The sequence below is a fragment of the Flavobacterium antarcticum DSM 19726 genome (assembly GCF_000419685.1).
GTDB classification, from domain to species: domain Bacteria; phylum Bacteroidota; class Bacteroidia; order Flavobacteriales; family Flavobacteriaceae; genus Flavobacterium; species Flavobacterium antarcticum.
In genome coordinates, this window is sequence record NZ_ATTM01000002.1 from 108,672 (window position 1) to 124,373 (window position 15,702).

A 15,702-nucleotide genomic window follows, 5' to 3' on the forward strand; every position below is an offset into this window, starting at 1 on the left:
TACAGCAATATTCTGAAGCAAGTTTAGAATAATAACGTACAATTCCTTGTGATGCTAAGTTTATTTCAGCAACTCGATTATCGTAGTTAGATTATGAAACAAGTTCAGAATGACAAAACGCCAATCATTGTCATGCTGAATTTTTCAGCATCTTACCTTTCAAGTCTTCGGGCTTCTTTTTCTAATTTTATTTCTTTACTTAAAATTTCCGCAACCGCTTGTTTGTATTTGAAAGCGTTTGTTGCTTTTTTTATTGCTTTGTACGTTTTCTGCGGATTCGAAGTAGATTGCGAGAAGAATTCCCAAAAGCCAAGCATCTTCATTTGGATAGGAGTTGGCCCGCTCAAATATTCGTCGTATTGTTGGTAAATCGTATCGTGAAATTCAGAAAAAATAGACCATCGCTTTTCCGGATATTCAGTAGTATTATTTTTAATCATGCTCGGTAAAAACGGATCAGCAATTAAGCCTCGGCCAATCATAAAATGATCAATTGATGGAAAGCGCTCTTGAATTTTCTTAAAAGCTGGAACGCTAGTTATGTCTCCATTGTAGTACAATTTGTGTTTCGTACCGGTTAGACATTTTTCAAAAGCATCTAAATCTACTGGTCCTTTGTAGAGTTGCTTTCCAATTCGGGCGTGAATGGCGATATTTTTAAGCGGATATTGGTCTAAAATTTCAAATGCATCTAGAATTTCTGTTGGATTGTCATAACCCATCCGCATTTTCATAGAAACTAAAATATCAGTTTCGTTATGAGCACGATGCAAGATTTCATTGATTTTAGAAGTATTGCAAATCAGTCCCGAACCCATTCCGGATTTAGCCACCATCGGATAGGGACACCCTAAATTCCAATTTAATTCTTTGTAGCCTAAACTCTGAACGTATTTCGCCACAAATAGAAACTCCTCCGCGTCATTCGTAATGATTTGAGGAATGACTTCAATAGTTGTGTTGTTCTCCGGCAAAATATCATTTTCGTAAGACTGCTTTATTTTCAATTTACCATTTAATCGAATGTAGGGAGAATAAAACGTGTCAATCCCACCAAAGTAATGATTGAACGCGTTACGAAATCGGAAATCAGTAAAACCTTGTAAAGGCGAAGAAAGTAGGGTAAAGGACATAGTATTATTTAGTGGGGCAAAGATAGGGGAAATGAGTTGTTATCATTGCACTATTTTCTGTACTGTGTTTAGAGCTATTTTTTTGATACAATACACATGCTTTTAAATACAGTTTGAAATATATTTAATGTTGCTACAATAGAGTTCTATAGATAGTTTAAGAATGGATTATTAGCCTCCAAAAATAGTGAAAGTCGATATGCTTGCTTTTAAGTAGCTTGTCAACATACTGAAAGTCAGGTCTTTTTAATAAATATTAAAATTTTAATAACTTAGTAGTTCGATAGTTTACGAACTAATCGTAAATTAGCAATTGTAAAATAATCCAAGCAATCATGTCGCAGAAAAAAAAACAAGAACAACTTATTGAACAAATCGGCTTAGGAATTGAAGGCAATCTACATTTATCGCCTTTAGCAGCAAGAATTTACGCCTTAATCATCTTGTCTTCCGAGGAGGGTCTAACTTTTGAAGAAATAAGAGCGATTATTTTGTCAAGTAAAAGTTCAACTTCGGTAAATATTAATGTACTGCTACAATTAGATTATATTTTATTTTATACAAAACCTGGCGACAGAAAACGGTATTTTAAACTTGCAAAATACTCGTCTTTGGTACTGTTAGAAGCTTATCTTGACGGAACTGATATGGAAATGGAGATGGTTGAAAAGATTAATGATTACAACAGAAATTATTTTCCAGAAAAATTTACAAACGAAGAATCTGTAGGCCAAATTTTTGAAAGTTACTTAGAAGAGAAAAAGCAGCTTGTGGAGCGGACAATAAGCAAGATGAAAGAATTTAGAGAAAGCGAGAAAAAGCATTAACTAAATATGAATTTTAAACTTTAACAAACCTTTAAACTAATTTGGTTCGTATTGTTACGAACTAACAATATCTTTGTGCTTTGAATTGTGAACTTTTAAACTACGGTTTTAGAATAGTAATTTGATTTTATTCACTTTATTAAAATATTCGCTAGTAAGTTGGCGTCGGCAAATAAAGCCTTGCCATAATTTATAAAAAAGCTTCTCCTAATAAAACAAGTTTTACAACAATCAAAAACAATTTAACTTAAAAGCAAAATTACTACATCATGGAAAAATCATTTTTAGATTCTATCAAAACAGCTATTAAACATTGGTACGTACCTCTTTTAATAGGTATATTTTTTATTGTAGTAAGTATTGTTGCCTTTACTTCTCCGATAAGTTCATTACTTACGCTATCGATGCTTTTTGCAATTTCATTCTTGTTTGGAGGTATTTCAGAAGTTCTATTTTCAATTGTAAATAGAAATCAGTTGGACAATTGGGGTTGGTCACTTACTTTCGGAATTATCACACTTTTGGTCGGATTTTCATTATTAATACATCCAGCGATTTCAATAGGTGTAATGGCATTTTACATCGGTTTTGTAATCTTATTTCGTTCCGCTTCTGCGATTAGTTTTTCGTTAGATATTAAAAGTCGTGGAGGTAAAAATTGGGCTATGCTGTTAGCTTTGGGAATTCTAGGAATCATATTCTCTTTTATACTTATATGGAATCCGATCTTTGCTGGGTTAAGCGTTATTTGGTTAATTTCAATAACCTTCATGATTGCAGGATTATTTAGCATTGCATTATCGTTCCAACTAAAAAATTTACACAAAAATAGAAAGCAGATTTCTGCAAACTTAAGAATGCGTTTTGAGGATTTACAACAAGAACTGCGTGAAGAGTGGAGGAATTAAAAAAAACTATTAAATTTTCAGTCCGTTAAAAATTCCAATTAAAAAGTTTAATTTAGTGTAGCTCGTTACCGAAGTAAAAATAGAGGTCGTTAAAACTCGCAGGTATTTAATATTTTGAAAAATGGAAGTATGTATTTTAGCATACTTTTTCAAAATAACGATACAAATAAATGAGTTGTTGCATTTTTTGAGTTTTTGCCAAATTGATCTAAGGTTGAAGCGAAGGTTTCATCGATTGTGTCAAATGTAAATTTTCAAAAGTATGTGGCAAAATCAATTTCAATTTCAATTTAATATTATCCTAACAAAAGCTTTTACAAGTGGTAGAGGACAAAAAATAATAATATGGAAAGTACTAATCAAAAACTAATCAAAGGTGCCATAAAAACAGCAATTATCAATGGCTTTATCAACGGTGGAATTCAATATTTTTTATTAAAAGACCGCACTTTAATTTCAATAACCGTAGATTCAATTACCAATACTGACGAAACCGTTTTAGGCACAGCTGTTGTTTTGTCCATAACATTGGCAATGATTCTAACTGTTATTGGTTATTTTACTGTAAAACAAGAAAAAGTTGCGTTTTTTCCAAATGCATTTTGGCTAATTATCAAACATGGTTTTTTCACATTTGGAGTATTAACATCGTTAGCCGTTTTATGGCAAAAATATATGGGCACTGTACAAGTCCCATTACTAACCGCTCTGATTATTATAGGTGTTATATCTGGAGTTGTTTCTGGAGTGGTAAATTATTTGACGTTAAAAGGATGTGTAAAAACCAATCCGTTAGTTAGCGCATAATTTGAAAATAAACTAGTTAAATTAAAATAGAACTTTAAAGATTACAAGAGTAATACAATTTGAAATAAAGAGAAAACATTGTTATAGGATTTAAAAATAGTTCTTCCGCATTTATTATTTCTGACAAAAAGACCGGAATTCAAATGGTAAAAGTTGCGGAAGTAGAATCTTAGAAAAAAATATCATGAGAAACGTGATGAAACATTTATAATTAAAAATTAAAAAATATGGATACTAAAAAGTTGTTTGATTTAACAGGAAAAACTGCAATAGTCACTGGTGGTGCAGCAGGAATAGGTAAAGCAAGTTGCGAAATGCTTTCTGCATTTGGAGCAAATGTTGTAGTTTCAGATTACAATCTTGAAGCGGCAGAAAAAACCGCTAAAGAAATTAATGACAACGGCGGGAAAGCAATTGCTATTGATTGTGATGTGACTAAAGATGAAGCATTAGTAAACTTAGTAGAGAAAACTGTTGCGGCATTTGGAAGCATCGAAATCCTTGTCAATAATGTTGGTGGCGGAGGTGCAGGAAAAGAAAGTCCTTACGATATCGAAGTGGAACAGTTTAAGAAAGTTTTTGAAATGAATGTATTTAGTATGTGGCGTTTGTGCCAATTAGTGGCACCACATATGAAAAAAGCAGGTTATGGAAGTATAATTAATATGTCTTCAATGGCCTCGATTAATAAAAGTCCTGCGATTAGTGCCTATGCTTCTTCAAAAGCAGCAATTAACCACATGACCAGAAACTTAGCATTTGACTACGGACCAGACAATATCCGAATCAATGCAATTGGACCTGGAGCAACAAGAACACATGCTTTAAGTACAGTTTTAACTCCTGAGTTGGAAAAAGCAATGCTGAAACATACGCCAATTCATCGTTTAGGAGAAGCAGAAGATATTGCAGGAGCAGTACTTTACTTTGCAGCTCCAATTTCAAGCTGGACAAGCGGACAAGTTATATTTATCAATGGTGGAGGAGAACAAACCTTAGACATGTAAATTTAGAGTTCAAAATATTTTACTCATAACAAACCTCACAACTTTCAAAAGCTGTGGGGTTTTTTATTTGCACTAAAATGTAAAACAAGAGAGATTAAAGTCAGCATTACTTAAAATGGTTAGTAGGGAAATTATAATAAATTTCCATGTTAGTTGATTGATTTGGATGGATTAACAAATTTCGTAGCAAGTGAAATTCCAGTATTCGCTATCGGCGATGCTACCTAGGTTTTAATTTAACATAAGTTTATTTCTATTTGGTTCGTATCGTTACGAACTAATCGTATATTTGTGCTCAGATAATAATTAAATCATCTATTATGAAAACGATATTAGTTCCCACAGATTTCTCACGACACAGCGAAAATGCTTTAAAAGCAGCAGCATTAATTGCAAAACATCAAGATGCAAAACTGTTAGTAGTTCACATCGCAGGAATTAGCGGAACTTCATTAATAAAAGCTAAAAGTCAGAATTTAGAAGAAACAATATTTCAAATCAGGCTAGCAGAGAAAAACTTTTCAGAATTTTTAGATAAATCGTATTTAAAAGGATTACAAGTGTTTCAAGTTATAAAAAAAGAAACTAACTTTAGTGAAATTAATTCTATACTTGAAGAACATAACGTTTCGCTAATCGTGATGAGTTCTCATGGAACCAGTGGTTTGCAAGATTTTATCATTGGTTCAAATACTGAAAAAGTGATTCGGTTTTCAGATGTACCGGTTTTAGTTATTAAAGGTGAAGCCTCTAATTATAAAATGGGCGTTGGCGTTTACACAACTGATTTCTCAGAAGAAAGTATCGAAGCTTATAAAAAAGCAAAGAACTTTTTCAAGGATTGGCAAACAGAAATGAAAATGTTATACGTAAATCCTACAGGGCGAAAATTTAAAAATACGCGTGAGATTGACACTATGTTAATTGAATTTTTTCAAAAAGCAGAAGTAGAAGCGGAAGAAATTTTAGCATGCAAAAATAGCGTTAAAATATATTCAGAACATTCTATAGAAGAAGGGATTTTTAATTATAGTAAAGACATAAATGCTGATTTTATTGTCATTCCTACACATGCTAGAAAAGGAATTGCACACATTTTAAAAGGAAGTCTTTCAGCTGATGTTGCTAATCATTCAATGATTCCTGTCTTAACTATTAAAATATAAACGTAGAAAAATTTTGTCATTAATTTGAAACTTTACAAAATGAAAAAGGTACTATTTTTAAATCTTTTAGGTATAATGCTTTTTGGTATTGGTAACCAATTTGCCACTGCACAACAAATGCAAGAGCGCCAGATGACGGTTCAAGAATTAGCTAAGAGTTTGAGGGAAAACAACATTCAATTAAAAATTGCAAATACTTCGATCAAAGTTGCAGACGCACGAATTGGCGAGGTAAAAACCAACAGGTTGCCTGATATTTCAACAGATGTAAGTGCTTTTTATTTAAGTGATGTGACTATTTATAATACTGGTTTTAAAAAATTGCAAACTGTTGACCTTCCCAATTTTGGTAATCAATTTAATTTAAATGCGAGTCAACTTATTTTTGCCGGAGGTAAAATTAACAAATCCATTGCTCTAGCTGAACTTAGTAAAACCTTAAGTGAAGACCAACTTAACAATACTGAACAAGGTGTCAAGTTAAATGCAACTGAATTATATTTGAGTCTTTACAATCTTCAGAATCAAAAAGTAATTCTTGAAAACAATAAAAGCTTGGCCACAAAACGTACACAAAACACCAAGCTTTTTTACGATCAGGATATGATTACTAAAAATGAGATGCTTCGTGCAGAAGTTTTGGAACGTCAATTGGAGCAAAGCATTCTTCAAGTGCAAAATGCTATTTTGATTACTAATAAAAATTTGACGTTGCTAGCAGGATTAGACGAAAACATTCTAATTGTTCCAACTATTGATAATATTCAACATAATGTTCGAGAACAAAACGAGCAGTATTATCGTCAAATTGCTTTCGCCAAAAATCCACAGCTGAATGCGAGTGATACACAAATCGTCATTGCAGAGAAAAATTTGGAACTAACAAGAACGGATAGATTACCAGTGCTTGCAGCATTTGCAGGTTACAATTCAAGTAGACCGCAGACTTCCGGAACTCCTGTTGATTTATATTCTAATACGTATCAAGTTGGTTTAAGTCTGTCCTACGACATCGAGTCGATTTTTAAAAACCGTAAAAGAGAAGCTGTTGACAAAGTACTAATTGACCAAGCAGAATTACAGAAGGAATCCGTAAGGCAACAGATTGAAGCGGATGTAAATGCTGCTTATAAAAATTATTTGCAAGCGGTTGAGCAGCGAGAAGTAAGTATTATAAACCGAGACGCGGCGGATGAAAATTACCGGATTACAGATTTAAAATATAAAAATCAACTGATTACTTACCTTGAAATTATTGACGCTTCAAACACAAAATTGCAAGCTGATTTAAAGGTGCTTGATGATCAAACAGACATCATATTAAACTATGTGAGACTTCTTCGAGTAACAGGACAACTATAAAAATCATCATTTAAAGAATTAAAAGTTATGGCAACAACAGAATCAACACCAGCGACGGAAACAAATCCAGAACCAAGCTCCAAGAAAAATAACAAACTGTATTTAACACTTTTAAATGCTTTTGTATTTATTATTACTCTTGTAGTTATCTGGTTCGTACTAAAAAACTATCTGCATATAAATGATGATACTTATGTGAGTGATGCACAAGTCAAAGCTTACATCAGTCCGGTAAATTCAAGAGTTCCTGGTTACATCAACGATATTTATTTTGAAGAACATCAGGCAGTAAAAAAAGGGGACACCTTGCTTATTTTGGATAAAACCGAATTTGAAAATGCCATTTTACAAGCAGAAGCAGGATTGATTCAAGCAAAAGCAGGAAAAGCTTCAGTAGCTTCTTCTGTGGTTCGAGTGGGAAGTGGCGAAAGTACAGTTCAAGCAAATATGTTAGGCGTTAAAGCACAACTAAATAACGCACAAGCTGATTTAAGACGCTACAAAAATCTTTTAGAAAATGATGCCGTTACACTCCAGCAGTATCAACAAATTGAAACGCAAGTAAAAACATTACAGTCGCAATATAATGCACTTAGCAAACAGAAAAATACAGCTGCTTTAGCTACCAGTGAAACTGAAAGTCAATTAGCAGTAAGTGATGCTCAAATAAAATCAGCAGAAGCGACTTTAGAAAGAGCAAAACTAAATTTACGTTATACTGTAATTACGGCACCAGAAGACGGTATTATGGGACGTAGATCAATTACTGCAGGACAATACATTCAACCGGGACAACAAATTGCAGCTTTAGTTCAGCAAGATACGAAGTGGGTAGAAGCTAATTTATTGGAAACTCAATTAGCATTAGTAAAAATTGGTGACGTAATAGAATTCACTGTGGATGCTATCGGAAAAGAAAAATTTGAAGGAAAAATTACCTCAATTTCTGCGGCAACTGGTTCAGAATATTCCGCGGTTCCGACTGATAATTCTGCTGGAAATTTTGTAAAAGTGCAACAACGTATTCCAGTAAAAATTGAATTTACAAAAAACAATGATGCTAAATTAATGAATAACGTACGTGTTGGTATGAACGTGGTTATGACTTTAAAAGACTAATATAATGTATAACAAAGGCTTATTTGCAGATTGGGTTTCCAAGCCGTTAATGATGGTTTTACTTCTTGTATTTCTACTGCCAATATTGGTAGTGAGCGGAATTTATACAGGAAACCTGAGCTACATGGTAAGTAGTTTAGGTTCTCATAACGAATGGTTGGTTTTTGCTAATTATGCAGGTGTTGTGGGAATGGGTGTCAGCTTGCCAATTATATTTAGATATAAATTGCGATTTCATACTAAATATTTAATGGTGCGAACATTACTTTTTTTGGCTTTAGCCAATTTTATGATCGGTACCACAGATAGCAACATCGTTATTGTATCAAGTGCTTTTTTCATTGGATTTTTGAAGATGTTTGCGCTAATTGAATTTATCATGCCTGCAATGTTAATCATCAGTCCAGATGGAAATCGTCCGCTATTTTACGCCATCTTTTATCCGTCTGCGATTGTTTTTCCGCAATTAGCAGGTTATTTAATGACACGGATCGGTTTTAGTACGTATTGGGAAAACGCAAATTTTCTAATTGCAGTGATAATGCTTTTTCTTGCGGCATTAGCGATTGTGTTTATGCATAATAAACGCTATGACAAAAAACTTTCTAGAAAAGGAATAGACTGGACTGGAATGTTTTTATTCACATCGGTATTTTTAGCATTAGCTTATGTTATTTCATTTGCAAAGCAGCAAAATTATTTTAGGTCAGATAACATAATACTTGCTTTAGCCATTATATTCTTTGGAAGCATTTTATATTTAATAAATCAGAAGCTAAAAGATGAACCTTTTATTGATTTTAGTTTTTTTAAAAATTACAGTGTCATTCATGGAAGTATGATGCTTTTGATGCTGGGTTTTTTCTTGGCGGGAAGTTCTTTACAAAGTAAGATAACCATTGGAATTTTGGATTTTGATTCTGTGATGGATAACTCATTTAACCTTTGGATGATTCCCGGATTATTACTTGCTATTGGATTTAGTATGGTGTGGCTAGTTAGGGGAAAATCCTTAAAAATCTATATTCTTGCAGGATTCTCAGCATTTATATTTTATTACATTTTTATGTATTTCTTGGTTTCACCAGGTTTAAGTTACGACCAACTTATAATCCCAAATATAATTCGTGGTTTTGGGATGGCCGTTTTATTCATCGGAATTTGGCTTTATGCGCTAGGTAATTTACCGCCACAATCGATGCTTGGTGCAGCTGCAGTATTGATTATTGTGCGAACGATGATTGGGCCAGGAATGTGGAGTTTAGCATTTAATTATATTGATGGAATTTGGCAATTAGAAGCATTAACTAATATGGCTGGAAAGATTGATGCTTCGGCTTATTCGCGTCAACAAGCCATGAGTTTGTTTCGAACCATTAACCTTGATGCGTTGATGATTTCAACAAAAAGAATTTACGGTATGCTTGTCTTAGTAGGTTTTGCAGTCTTAGTATATGTCTCTTTCCTAAATCTAGATGGTTTAAGTAAAAGACGATTAGTGATTCTAAAAAAACGATTACGAGGACAATCGGTTGAGGGTTATTTGAGAGAAGTTGAAATTGATAATGAAGAAGTAATTGCAGAGGAAATAAAATCGGCAAGTGCCGTGGCGGTTTAACAATGAAAAGCGAATAACGCTATTTTAAAAAAAAAGACTTGTGTAGACAAGTAAAAAATATGGAAAAATTATCTAACGAAAACATTTTATTAATTGAAGATATAGGTTTGGCGCTGGAAGAGCGTGCTGATTTATCACCACTTTCTGCCCGAATATATTCTACATTGATATTGTCATCTGATGAGGGTTTAACTTTTGAAGACATTGTTACGATGCATCATGCAAGTAAAAGTTCCGTTTCTAATAATTTGAATGTGCTTATAAAATTAAAATACATTGAATATTATACGAAAACAGGTCAACGGAAAAGATTTTACAGAGCTTCAAGATTTTACGTGAAATCTGCTATGGAAAAATACAATCAAATGTTTGAAAAAGAAATTGAAGTACTCGAAAAGATAAATAGTTTCAATAAGATAAATAATCCTGAACGATTTGAAAGTGAAAGGTATATGGGTACAATTTATCAAAAACACTTGATTGATACTACAGAAGAATTTAGAAGAAAAATTAGAGAAATAAGCGTGTTAGATAATTAAACTAATAGCGGAGAAATCTATTTTAAGTATTTTAATTGAAAATGAAAAAATTGAACTTTTAATAATCATATATCTTTTAATAAGTAAAGTAATAACCTGTTTTAGTTGTAGAATTTACAAAGACATAGTTCTTATTTCTATCTGAAGGTTTAAACTCAATTATTTTAGGTTCATCAATTGAGTTTGGACTAAATCTTGGCGGATAAATTTCTGTAATAGGAAGTGATTCTGTTTTTGAAGAGGGGAAAGGAGTAGTGGTTAATTTATAATTTGCAGTGCATAAATAACCTTCCACATTTTGTGCTTCAAAAAGCCCACTGGCGAAACTTGGTTCAAAAATTATAAAACGTATTATCGAATCGCTCTCTATTTTAAAATCCTTGGTGTTTTTGGGATAATAAAAATCAGTGATGTTGTAGGCAAAATTTCCACCCCAAAGGACACTTCCAATTTTTTCCTCTGATTTATAAGTAAGTTTCGTTTTTGGAAGCGGAATATATTTATCTTCTTTTAAAATATAAATTCCCGACTTATTACTGTTTTTTACTAACGTAATATTTTGTTTATCTTTTTCGTAATAAGGCAGCTGGATTGCAACTTTTCTAAATCCTTCTTTCTCAATTGAAATTTGATTGTCAAATATTTTAAAATTAAAATTACCTTCGTCGTTCATGCTATACGATTCAATAGTAGAATCTTTTAAAGTCACACTAACATCTTTTAAAGGTTGCCCAAAAGAATTTAGTACGGTTCCATATAACTTTAAATCGATGAATTTTGGATCTGTATTTAATGAAACATCATTGTAGTTAGCAGAAGAATTGCTTGTTTTATTTAAAGTAATCCTTTTAAAATCATAAAAGGCATCTTCTGAAAAATTATCGATTTTAGCAGATAAAGTTTGATATCCTTCTTTCTCAAATTTAATAAACAAAGTTCTAGGTTGATTGATTACAAAAGCACCTACAGCATCTGTTTTTACAGTTATCAAAGAGTTGCGATAGGAAATTGAAACATCATTAAGCGGAATTCCTGATTCGTCCACTACGGAACCTGTAACTCCGCTTTCTTCTTTATCGTTTGATGTGCATGATGACAGAGATATAATGCTAAGCAAAATAAATATTGTTATAATTATTTTCTTTGTCATTTAGTGTTAGATTTTTAAGGTGTGATTACGTCAGTTGCGAAGTTCGGAACGAATTATTTTCTATTAAAGATAAAAATTCTTGCGAAACGTAATCTTGAATTAACCACAAAATTCGCAATTGCGAGAAACAGCTGTTGAACTAAACCTTCGGTAGCGTGTAACCTGAAAATGTTAGTCCTTTGTAAAACTAATTAAAAATTAATTACAATGACAAAAAAAAGCAGATGAGTTAGTTGGATCCAACACAATTCTGAGTCGAGCCGTTGCTCAAGTTCCTGAATTTGAAGAATTACTCCACCGATTTAAACGAGCGATGTCCATTTTAGGCAGGAGCGAAAGTACCTACAGGAATTATGCCCAACATGTAGCGGCAATAGCATTACACTTTGGAAAAATTCCAACCGAATTGGATGTAGAGCAAGTCCAAGAATACTTGTATATGCTCCAAAAGCGTTCCAAAACGCCTTCACAAACGTATTTTAAACATACCGTTTACGGACTTCGATTTATGCTCAAGTCCGAAGGATTGCCGTATGAATTTCTGCATTTACCTTCCATTAAACACGAGAAAAAACTACCAACGGTTCTCAGTAAAGAAGAAGTTTGGCGACTTCTTAAAAGCTGTCAATTGCTTAAACACAAAGTCCTTATCGGACTTTTGTATGGTTGTGGTTTGCGTTGTGGAGAAGTTCGTGCAATTCGTTTGCAGGACTTGGATTTTGATCGTTTACAACTCAAAGTAGTGCAAGGAAAAGGCAAGAAAGACCGTTATGTGCCACTTTCAAAACACTTAATTCGGGGTCTAAAAATCTACATTGACGCCGAAAAACCCAAAACGTATTTGTTCAATGGCCAACCTGTTGGCCGAGCTGGAGGCGACTTTGACTCTCGATATTCTGCAAGAGGCGTTCAATGGGCGGTAAAGCAAGCCTGCAAAGCCGCTGGAATCGCTAAAGATGTTTGTGTACACACGATTCGCCATACGTTTGCCACGCATTTACTCGAAGATGGACTCGATATTATCAGTTTAAAAAATCTCTTGGGACACGAGGATATTGAAACTACGATGCTGTATTTGCAAATTGCTCAACTCGACACCCAGAAAGCATTTAGTCCGCTAGATACTTTGTTTGATCAATGCGGTTCCAATGGAAACGAGCATTGAGCGAAGTCGAAATGAGGTAGCCCATGTACTTGAGAAACTTGGTAAGAATGTAGAAAATCTAGGACTCAACACGTGGCAATTGCGGACTTTATCCGCCATAAAAAGATGCAGAACCGTGGCTTTAGGCGGTCACATTGACGCTTGTAACGATTGCGGAAATATCTCCATCAGTTATAACTCGTGCCGCAACCGTCATTGCCCCAAATGCCAAGGCAAAAACCGAGACGATTGGATACAAGCTCGAACCACTGAACTATTGCCAGTACCGTACTTCCACGTTGTTTTTACACTTCCCGATAGCATTAATTCTTTAGCGATTCACAATCCAAAATTGGTGTACGACTTGCTATTTGAATCGGCCTGGGAAACCCTGAAAACCTTTGGTAAAAACAAAGGCGTTCAAAGCGGAATGATTGCCGTTTTGCACACGTGGGGTCAGAATTTAAGTCTGCATCCGCACTTGCATTGCATTGTTCCAGGCGGTGGCGTGGACAAAAATGGCAAGTGGCAAAACATCCGAAGCGATGGCAATTTTTTGTTTCCCGTAAGGGCTTTGTCCAAAGTTTTTAGGGCGAAATATTGTGAGAAACTGAAAGAGAAGAGTCCGCTGGACTATGTAAAACTACAACAGCAACTTTGGCAAAAACAATGGGTGGTTTTTGCCAAAAAGCCTTTTGGAAATGCGCATTCTGTGGTGGAATACTTGGGAAGATATACTCATAAAATAGCTATAAGCAACAACCGAATCCAAAACATTGACAATGAAAACGTAACATTTAAGTACAAAGATTACAAGCAAAACGAGACTAAAAAGCACATGACGCTCTCACATGGAGAATTTATCCGTCGTTTTGCGTTGCATATTTTGCCCAAACGCTTTGTAAAAATAAGGCATTACGGTTTTTTGAGCAGTACTTGGAAACGCCAAAAGTTGAAAGATTTACAACGCAAACTCAAAATTCAATTAGTAGCCAAACCCAATAAAGAACCTACAATCAGAAAGTGTCAATGTTGCAAAACAGGCAATCTGCATACGATATTGGCTTTTGACACGAGAGGTCCACCGACTTGGTATCTTGGCGTTAGCCAAAAGGCAAAGTCCCATCAAAGTTAACTTGGAATGGGTAAGGGCATTTGTGTGCAATCCCGAGACTTCGGGAAAGGTAAACACTAAAAAATGAACCAGATTTTACTGCATAAAAAAAGAGGATAATTAATCCTCGTAATATTCTTCAAAACGCTTTACGATAACTCCATAAGTGTTGACGGTATGTAATCGGTTCCGTTCAACACAGGCTTCATTGTTCGTTCTCCGAACGCAACGAAGCCTTTGCTGTTACCTGACGTTTCTTTTCTAATTTCTGTACATTACTTTTTTCTCCACGTTCCACTTTTTAGTATTTTCTGCGTAAGAATATGTAATTCCTTCTTCGGTTAAACTATCTATTCTAACATATACATGCAAAGTTTTCTTTTCGCTGTCTATGTAATCTGGAAAGTAAGTCATTTCGGTTGACAAGTATGTATCAAGAATAAATTGTTGATTTTCAGATTGAATGTAAAAATTATAAAGTGGACCACCATTTCCACCTTCTTCACGTTTTATTGCAATATCTTCCTTTCCATCAAAATTAAAATCAGCAACAATCAAATCTCCAAAGTCATTTTCATTGGATTTTAAGAACATATTTGATAAATATAAATTATTGTTTTCACATGCTTTGAAACTTTTTGATTTCAAAATAAATTCACTTTTAATATGTATTGTTTGGATTTTTATCTTTTTCCATTTATCAAATATTTTTATGATAATTTCAGCTTTACCCAAGTTATTTTGGTCTTTAGATTTAAGCAAAATATCAAAATCAAAAGTTTTTGATAGATGAAAGTCAATACAATTTTGAGCATTACCGAAATTAAAAATGCCAAATGCAATTAATGTAAATAAATGTTGTCTCATATCGTTTTTCGGAAATGTCAGGTAAATTACATATGTGCGAAACAAACTTGCGCAAACATGTCTTACGTCAGTTCTATATGCAGAGGTTTGTTTCGCTTTATATTTCAAAAATACGTTAATTTTTTTCTAACAGTAGTCAAGATTTTAAACATTTCGAAATAAATCAATAAAAGTAATTATTTGAAATACTTATACTACAAAACTAAATTCCACAAGAATATTATTTCTAAAAAACAATCTCCAGCCTTAGAACTCATCTTGCGTGAAGGATGGAAGAGGAGCTCTTTATTGTCTCGTATTTTGGGACGAGACAATAAAAGCGGGAACGAACAGCCTGACCTGTTATGGTATCGTTCCTAAAAACGAGACCAAAACAGGGCACGCCCCAGAAAATAAATTATGAGTTATGAATTTATAACTACTCTAAATCTGTGTTTTAAGAAATTAAGACGATTACTAAATCCGAAGTTGGAAATATAAAAAAAACCTTTATCAAAGTTTTAAGCTTTGACAAAGGTCTATGATGATAAAATCATAACTCTTAAATCATAATTCTCACTACTTAAACATATCCATACCAGGGATTTCCGGCATGCCATCTTTTGCTGCTGCACCTAATTCTGCTTCGTTAATTGCGGTTGCTTTTTCGATTGCTTTGTTCATAACTAATACAAAGTAGTCTTCTAATTGCTCTTTGTCTTCCAATAAACTATCATCAATACTTACTGATTTAATAGCGCGATTTGCAGTGATGGTAACTTTAAAAAGCCCGTCGCTACTTTGCTCGTCAATCAATACAGTATCTAATCTTTGCTTTGTTTCTTCTACTTTTTTCTGAGCTTCTTGCAGTTTGCCCATCATTCCCATTAAGTCTCCAAACATTGTTTATAATTTTAAAGTTTATATGAGTACAAATTTATTAAATTGCATCGTTATAACAT

At 33.6% G+C, this 15,702-nt stretch carries 15 protein-coding genes; 11 read left to right on the forward strand and 4 right to left on the reverse strand.

Translation table 11 applies throughout. The features are described 5' to 3' along the window. Positions 1-152 precede the first annotated feature (152 nt). Entirely contained in the window at positions 153-1,133 is a 981-nt protein-coding gene (locus YWA_RS0103505) for a tRNA dihydrouridine synthase (RefSeq protein WP_022827109.1), read from the reverse strand. A 335-nt stretch (positions 1,134-1,468) separates the two neighbouring features. Between YWA_RS0103505 and YWA_RS0103510 the strand changes: the two genes are divergently transcribed. From YWA_RS0103510 to YWA_RS0103550, 9 genes are all read left to right on the forward strand, one after another. Next, positions 1,469-1,960, forward strand: coding sequence for a GbsR/MarR family transcriptional regulator (locus tag YWA_RS0103510; RefSeq protein WP_022827110.1), 492 nt, complete (start codon positions 1,469-1,471; stop codon positions 1,958-1,960). Between the two features lie 269 nt (positions 1,961-2,229). Then, on the forward strand, positions 2,230-2,868 hold the full coding sequence (locus tag YWA_RS0103515) for an HdeD family acid-resistance protein (protein WP_022827111.1): 639 nt from the start codon (positions 2,230-2,232) through the stop codon (positions 2,866-2,868). Between the two features lie 345 nt (positions 2,869-3,213). Continuing rightward, positions 3,214-3,675: a hypothetical protein gene (locus YWA_RS14575; RefSeq protein ID WP_022827113.1), complete on the forward strand. Its 462-nt coding sequence runs from the start codon at positions 3,214-3,216 to the stop codon at positions 3,673-3,675. 227 nt (positions 3,676-3,902) lie between these two features. Then, entirely contained in the window at positions 3,903-4,682 is a 780-nt protein-coding gene (locus YWA_RS0103525; protein ID WP_022827114.1) for a glucose 1-dehydrogenase, read from the forward strand. Between the two features lie 320 nt (positions 4,683-5,002). Continuing rightward, complete coding sequence (locus YWA_RS0103530) at positions 5,003-5,848, forward strand: universal stress protein (protein ID WP_022827115.1); 846 nt, start codon at positions 5,003-5,005, stop codon at positions 5,846-5,848. Positions 5,849-5,887: 39 nt separating this feature from the next. Further along, positions 5,888-7,210 carry a TolC family protein gene (locus tag YWA_RS0103535; RefSeq protein WP_022827116.1) on the forward strand — a complete coding sequence of 441 codons (1,323 nt, stop codon included), beginning with the start codon at positions 5,888-5,890 and terminating at the stop codon, positions 7,208-7,210. Positions 7,211-7,237: 27 nt separating this feature from the next. Further along, the gene (locus YWA_RS14580) at positions 7,238-8,329 is read left to right on the forward strand and encodes an HlyD family secretion protein (protein ID WP_022827117.1); all 1,092 of its coding nucleotides are present in this window, start codon (positions 7,238-7,240) and stop codon (positions 8,327-8,329) included. Positions 8,330-8,333: 4 nt separating this feature from the next. Then, complete coding sequence (locus tag YWA_RS0103545; RefSeq protein WP_022827118.1) at positions 8,334-9,947, forward strand: efflux MFS transporter permease; 1,614 nt, start codon at positions 8,334-8,336, stop codon at positions 9,945-9,947. Positions 9,948-10,006: 59 nt separating this feature from the next. Continuing rightward, positions 10,007-10,486 (forward strand): GbsR/MarR family transcriptional regulator, encoded by a 480-nt coding sequence (locus YWA_RS0103550; protein ID WP_022827119.1) that lies wholly within the window; start codon positions 10,007-10,009, stop codon positions 10,484-10,486. A gap of 76 nt (positions 10,487-10,562) precedes the next feature. On the opposite strand, the gene YWA_RS0103555 is transcribed toward YWA_RS0103550, so the two are convergent. Further along, the gene (locus YWA_RS0103555; RefSeq protein WP_157505294.1) at positions 10,563-11,636 is read right to left on the reverse strand and encodes a carboxypeptidase-like regulatory domain-containing protein; all 1,074 of its coding nucleotides are present in this window, start codon (positions 11,634-11,636) and stop codon (positions 10,563-10,565) included. Positions 11,637-11,886: 250 nt separating this feature from the next. Between YWA_RS0103555 and YWA_RS0103560 the strand changes: the two genes are divergently transcribed. Then, on the forward strand, positions 11,887-12,801 hold the full coding sequence (locus tag YWA_RS0103560; protein ID WP_026718550.1) for a tyrosine-type recombinase/integrase: 915 nt from the start codon (positions 11,887-11,889) through the stop codon (positions 12,799-12,801). Next, positions 12,785-13,915, forward strand: coding sequence for an IS91 family transposase (locus YWA_RS0103565; RefSeq protein ID WP_022827122.1), 1,131 nt, complete (start codon positions 12,785-12,787; stop codon positions 13,913-13,915). Before YWA_RS0103560 ends, YWA_RS0103565 begins: the two co-directional genes overlap by 17 nt. A gap of 240 nt (positions 13,916-14,155) precedes the next feature. Here the strand turns inward: YWA_RS0103565 and YWA_RS0103570 are convergent, their stop codons facing one another. Both YWA_RS0103570 and YWA_RS0103575 read right to left on the reverse strand, forming a co-directional pair. Further along, complete coding sequence (locus YWA_RS0103570) at positions 14,156-14,869, reverse strand: XAC2610-related protein (protein WP_157505295.1); 714 nt, start codon at positions 14,867-14,869, stop codon at positions 14,156-14,158. Between the two features lie 450 nt (positions 14,870-15,319). Next, on the reverse strand, positions 15,320-15,643 hold the full coding sequence (locus YWA_RS0103575) for a YbaB/EbfC family nucleoid-associated protein (protein WP_022827124.1): 324 nt from the start codon (positions 15,641-15,643) through the stop codon (positions 15,320-15,322). Between the last annotated feature and the right edge of the window lie 59 nt (positions 15,644-15,702).

Bases quoted from the DNA above. Each gene is read 5' to 3' on its own strand.
- YWA_RS0103505 (WP_022827109.1), bottom strand. From the start codon at position 1,133: ATGTCCTTTACCCTACTTTCTTCGCCTTTACAAGGTTTTACTGATTTC.
- YWA_RS0103510 (WP_022827110.1), top strand. From the start codon at position 1,469: ATGTCGCAGAAAAAAAAACAAGAACAACTTATTGAACAAATCGGCTTA.
- YWA_RS0103515 (WP_022827111.1), top strand. From the start codon at position 2,230: ATGGAAAAATCATTTTTAGATTCTATCAAAACAGCTATTAAACATTGG.
- YWA_RS14575 (WP_022827113.1), top strand. From the start codon at position 3,214: ATGGAAAGTACTAATCAAAAACTAATCAAAGGTGCCATAAAAACAGCA.
- YWA_RS0103525 (WP_022827114.1), top strand. From the start codon at position 3,903: ATGGATACTAAAAAGTTGTTTGATTTAACAGGAAAAACTGCAATAGTC.
- YWA_RS0103530 (WP_022827115.1), top strand. From the start codon at position 5,003: ATGAAAACGATATTAGTTCCCACAGATTTCTCACGACACAGCGAAAAT.
- YWA_RS0103535 (WP_022827116.1), top strand. From the start codon at position 5,888: ATGAAAAAGGTACTATTTTTAAATCTTTTAGGTATAATGCTTTTTGGT.
- YWA_RS14580 (WP_022827117.1), top strand. From the start codon at position 7,238: ATGGCAACAACAGAATCAACACCAGCGACGGAAACAAATCCAGAACCA.
- YWA_RS0103545 (WP_022827118.1), top strand. From the start codon at position 8,334: ATGTATAACAAAGGCTTATTTGCAGATTGGGTTTCCAAGCCGTTAATG.
- YWA_RS0103550 (WP_022827119.1), top strand. From the start codon at position 10,007: ATGGAAAAATTATCTAACGAAAACATTTTATTAATTGAAGATATAGGT.
- YWA_RS0103555 (WP_157505294.1), bottom strand. From the start codon at position 11,636: ATGACAAAGAAAATAATTATAACAATATTTATTTTGCTTAGCATTATA.
- YWA_RS0103565 (WP_022827122.1), top strand. From the start codon at position 12,785: ATGGAAACGAGCATTGAGCGAAGTCGAAATGAGGTAGCCCATGTACTT.
- YWA_RS0103575 (WP_022827124.1), bottom strand. From the start codon at position 15,643: ATGTTTGGAGACTTAATGGGAATGATGGGCAAACTGCAAGAAGCTCAG.